5 protein-coding genes and 1 pseudogene are annotated in these 4,948 nt (G+C 34.9%); 3 read left to right on the top strand and 3 right to left on the bottom strand.

Features of this window, described 5'->3' with window-relative positions; all coding sequences use genetic code 11:
• Positions 1–30 precede the first annotated feature (30 nt).
• Complete coding sequence (locus OZD61_RS01165; protein WP_274979543.1) at positions 31–762, bottom strand: potassium transporter TrkG; 732 nt, start codon at positions 760–762, stop codon at positions 31–33.
• A 140-nt stretch (positions 763–902) separates the two neighbouring features.
• Between OZD61_RS01165 and OZD61_RS01160 the strand changes: the two genes are divergently transcribed.
• Positions 903–1,160, top strand: a complete 258-nt coding sequence (locus OZD61_RS01160; protein WP_274979542.1) for a hypothetical protein — start codon at positions 903–905, stop codon at positions 1,158–1,160.
• An 11-nt stretch (positions 1,161–1,171) separates the two neighbouring features.
• A pseudogene (locus OZD61_RS01155) lies at positions 1,172–1,810 on the top strand (ankyrin repeat domain-containing protein); the annotation flags it as partial.
• A gap of 72 nt (positions 1,811–1,882) precedes the next feature.
• Here OZD61_RS01155 and OZD61_RS01150 read toward each other — a convergent pair.
• Positions 1,883–2,899, bottom strand: a complete 1,017-nt coding sequence (locus tag OZD61_RS01150) for a substrate-binding domain-containing protein (RefSeq protein ID WP_274979541.1) — start codon at positions 2,897–2,899, stop codon at positions 1,883–1,885.
• 141 nt (positions 2,900–3,040) lie between these two features.
• Here OZD61_RS01150 and dcd point away from each other — a divergent pair, with 141 nt between their 5' ends.
• The gene (gene dcd, locus OZD61_RS01145; RefSeq protein ID WP_182320326.1) at positions 3,041–3,598 is read left to right on the top strand and encodes a dCTP deaminase; all 558 of its coding nucleotides are present in this window, start codon (positions 3,041–3,043) and stop codon (positions 3,596–3,598) included.
• 5 nt (positions 3,599–3,603) lie between these two features.
• On the opposite strand, the gene OZD61_RS01140 is transcribed toward dcd, so the two are convergent.
• Entirely contained in the window at positions 3,604–4,464 is an 861-nt protein-coding gene (locus tag OZD61_RS01140) for a hypothetical protein (protein WP_274979540.1), read from the bottom strand.
• Positions 4,465–4,948 lie beyond the last annotated feature (484 nt).

Below are 4,948 nucleotides of genomic sequence, written 5' to 3'. Positions count from 1 at the left end.
AGATATACCTCTTTCTTAACTATGCTTATTTTACCTCATATTTTCGAGATCCTTAACAGGTTCTAACATAGGGTTATTATAGTGTCCTATAGAATCATTATGGTTAGCAAATCCACCAGTTGATACAGCAGACATTCCGTGACATATTGCATCAAACAGTGGCATACCAGCTAGATAATAGGAAAATATGCATAACAAAATTAAGCCATAATATATTGCCGTAACATGAATCACTACGCTTCGTGTGTTCGGCAACTTCCTTTTGGTAGCATCTGAATATTCAGAATAAAGTAAATTATTTAGGCTGAGAATCTTGAGAATAGGAAAAACTGCAATTCCTAAAGTGATTACACCAAAACCACCTATGCCATGTAGCATTGCTCTCCACAGCAATATTCCCGGAGATTGCTTTTCAATATCATTAAATATAGTTGCCCCTGTGGTTGTGATGCCAGATATCGTTTCGAATAATGCATCAACATAGCTCAGATTATCAAAATAGAAAGGAATAGCTGCAAACAGAGACAAGGCAATCCAGGTGCAACTAGTAATCGCAAAAATTGCTGGCATGCCATGTAATCTACTTAATTTACCGAGTAAAATAAAAGTTACGCCAGATGTGCAGGTAATTATGAATCCAGCGAGAAAATTTTTCCATTCGTAGCTGAGATACTTATTGGTAACAGCAGGAATAAGCATTGCTAAGCTAAACAGCAATAGGAATATTCCCACAATAAATACAATTGAGCGTAAGCGTTCCATAGAGTTACTTTCTAGCTATACAAAACCATAAAAGCTATTCTAACGTCAAGCACTTTGTTGCAACAGTTATTAACAATATATTTGACTTACTTGTAAATATGTGTGATAATGAGACTTATTATAGAGAATAGAGGTAAAATATGGAGTATGAACAGTTTTCAAAAATATACAACGCATCAGAAGAGTCCATAAATACTAACGACAGCCTAAGTCAGGATGACGTAATTAAAGCAATGAAAGGTCAATTATTACCAGATTCAGATGCATATAAAGAGCGAGAAAAAGGGAGTTTTAGTTTAGATCATGTGTTTACTACTGTTCCTGATCGCGAACACACATTATTAACGACTGCTTTTGACCGTGCAGATTTAAAGGTGGCAAATTTTCTAATAAAGTAGGGGCTGATGTTAATGCAGTAGATGAAAATGGATTGACTCCATTGATTATTGCTATTGAAAAGAAATTTGATGATCCTATTAATAAAGGTCTAGTAGATCTTCTAATAGAAAAAGCAAAAGCTGATGTTAACACAGCGGGTGCAGATGGAATGACTCCAATATCTAAGGCTGTTGAACGTGGCGATTTAGAGACATTCGAAGCTCTAGTGAAAAGCGGGGCTAATGTTAACATACAGGTATATGGAATGTCTCTATTAAAGTGGGCTGAGGACCATAAGTCAAAAAACAAAGAAAATATGGAAAAGATAATAGATGTTCTAAAGGCTCCTTCAAAAGAAAAGGAACAAAACAGTGAGTCTACTGGCAAACAAACCCCAGTAAATGGTAGCAACAAAACTCCAGCAAAGAACGATACAACCTTCTTGAGTAAACACAAAGGGAAGATTGCTCTAGGCGTAGTTGGTGCTATTGCAGCCTATGTGCTGGCATATCCTGTAGTTGCATTAGTTTTAGAAGTTTCAGCAGTTTCAGCATTGGCTGTACTAGCTTATATTGGAGGAGTTTGTGAGAAATCAGAAAGTCCAAATACGAAAAGTTTGAACCCGGTTGTTTCTGGGTGTTGCAACAACGCAGAACTGCCTAATCAGTAATCCATTGTCATCCCAGCGCGCCGCGCTGGGTCTGACTACGCTAGAACAAAGGATATAAAAGAAACGTTGCCGTCACGTTATATCATAAACCTTTGCTGAAGCTTTCTTTATATCTTCACTTGAAAGTGGAATTAGACCAAGCCTAGATAGGTACCCATCTTCAATGCCGATCGAATCTATAATTTCTTTTATGAATTCTCTTAATCCATCAACAGTATCCAGGTGTTTTTTCTTTATATAAAGGTATAGAGGTCTTGCTAATATATATTTTCCCGATGATATATTTTCGTAAGTTGGCTCAATTCCTGCAATTGTGCTCCCTTGTATTTTATCTTGATTCCTCATTAAAAAGCTAAAACTAAATATCCCTAAAGCGTTCTTGTTACTTTTCAATTTTTGTATTATTATGTTTTCATTAATTCCAACTTCTATATACCTTCCGTCATCCCTTGTATTGCCACATGCTTTCTTTCTTTCTCCCTGATCTTTATAATTCTCTTTGAAAATTCTCGAGTTCATGCATGAATATTGATCAAGCATAATAGAATTAACCAAAGTTTCGTATGTGCCTGTATTTTGATGTGGACCATAAATTTCAATTTCTGTTTTTGGTAAGGCTTGATTTACATCAGACCAAAACTTCTTATTACTTTTTACTAATTTATCATTTTCTTGAGAATATGCAGATAAAGTTTCAAATAAGTCCTTCTTTGTGAAATCAAATCTATGGCTTTGATTTGAATTTGCAATGACAATTCCATCATAGCCAATGATGATCTCTATCACTTCGTTAATTTTATTTCTTTTACATAGTTCTCTTTCTACTTCCTTCATAGGGCGAGATGAAGTGGTGATGTCTGGAGTGTCTTCCCCTATTCCTGAGCAAAACATTTTGAATCCTGATCCGCTTCCTATTGATTCCACAACTGGAGTCTTAAAAGGGAATACACGGTTGAACTCCTCGGCTATAAACGAGATAAAAGGAAAAACAGTTGAAGATCCAACAATTCTGATGTATTTCCTGGCATCAGCATTTGACGGCGGCGTGAATAATACGAATACAAAAATCAGGAGAAAGTTTCTAAGCATTATTTTTAGTTAAGAACATAAATCTAATTATTGTAACAAAACATCAAACTGAAAAGCTTTAATTGCATGACAAAAGCTACAGTTTACATTTAAATTTTATTTTATATTATCGTAAGTATTACACAACTTTAAGGAACAGTTATGGCAGTTATGCCAGATAAATGGATAAGAGAAAAAGCTGAAAACTTTGGAATGATAGAGCCTTTTGTGAATCACAAAAGCAGCAAAGGTGTTATATCTTTCGGACTATCATCTTACGGTTACGATGCAAGAGTGGATAATAAATTTAAAATTTTTACTAACGTTAATTCAGCCATCGTGGACCCTAAAAATTTTTCTGAGAATAGTTTTATAGATAAAGAAACAGACGTATGCATAATTCCACCAAATAGCTTTGTGCTTGCAAGTACAGTGGAATATTTTCGTATACCAAGGAATGTACTGGTCATTTGTGTTGGTAAATCAACTTACGCAAGATGTGGAATTATAGTAAACGTTACTCCCTTAGAACCTGGATGGGAAGGTCATGTCACACTCGAATTCTCAAACACCACTCCGCTTCCCGCGAAAATTTACGCTAATGAAGGCGCATGCCAATTCGTATTTTTAAACGGCGAAAGTGAGTGTGAGAAATCATATGATGATATGAAAGGAAAATATATGAATCAGCATGGTATCACTTTGCCGTTAGTTAAGTGATTACTTTAGGTAAAGCGTGATATTGTTTTATTGTACTGAAGATTACTAAAATGAGTTTTAACTAATTTGTCGCATTCTTTATCACCTAAAACTGCACGTGCAGAGTGGTTTTTAAATGACTCTGCATAGCTTGAAAAGAAATCTGTAGAAGGATTACTTAAAGCTTCTGCAACTTCTTTTTTTTCTTTATCATTAGAAAGCTGATTAAATAGTTCTTCTCCCTTTTTTTGCAGCTCATTTTCAAATGCCCGCTTTATAATATTATTATCTGCTTTTTGCAAGAAGGAAAACTCTTCAAAAATGTACAAGGAAGAGACAATACTGTTAAAGGTGCCAGTAAAACATGTACTTGAACCACGACCATCACGCACTCCGCATTCTGTTTGTGATTCTACTAAATGTTTAACCAATTGATATTTTCTCTGTGATATGCAGGTATTAATATCTATATTATTTGCTCTAGTTTGATCGTTGCAAGCCTTCCAAACTAAATTTAAAACTTGCTTCAATGTTAACCCGCTTCCACTATGTGTATCAGGGTTATTTTTCATACGCTTCAAGCACTCAAGTGTATGTTTTTTCTCATCTTCTGTAAGTTGATCTTTATCTGCAGCTTTTTGTGTGCCATTTGCTATGCACTCTAACTGATCAATAAATCCTTCTATTTCCTCTATAAACTTATCATCAACATCAGGTTCACCATAGTTTTCTCTTGGCTTTTGAATGTTAATACTGATTGCATTACTTACATCAGTATCATGTGTTGTTTGTGGGACACGTGCTGCCTCCATAAATGCTTCGGCTCTTTGCTCTAACCATTCTGGTGCTTTGCCTCCTGCAAGATGATACAGTTTATCCAATGCCATGAAGGCTAGAATAAAGACTAGGGCCGAGATAATGAGCATCATAAGTAATACTATAAATAAACCTGTGATTAGCCACCTTACAGGAGCTAGCAGAATTTCTTTTGCTTTTTTTAATTTTGACGGTCTTTGTATGTTGTCTTTACTACTGCTGGCATAATTAGTTTAAGTTAATATCAATATTATTAATATACTATATTTTTTCTTATTTTGTCAACCCAAATTTCTACTTCCGCACTTTTTCATTGTTGCTTACAATGATTATAGCTACATGATTTACTCATGTATTTTTCCTGATTAAAAACTTCAATTATTCATTGTAAGCTACTGAATTTCCTACTATTTAGTGGCAAATTGTTATCCAAGTGGCTGTAAAACGACAAATTCGTCATTCCGCTACTAGTTAGCGGAATCTATGCTAAGAACCTGTTTAAAATCTTCGTAATAGGAGAGAAATGAAGGAAAGGACAATCATTTGCAAGCTGGT

The organism is Wolbachia endosymbiont of Drosophila bocki (assembly GCF_028982005.1).
In the GTDB taxonomy this organism is placed as follows: Bacteria; Pseudomonadota; Alphaproteobacteria; order Rickettsiales; family Anaplasmataceae; genus Wolbachia; species Wolbachia pipientis.
The sequence above is the reverse complement of the archived record's forward strand: the minus strand, read 5'-3'. Positions and strand labels throughout refer to the sequence as shown.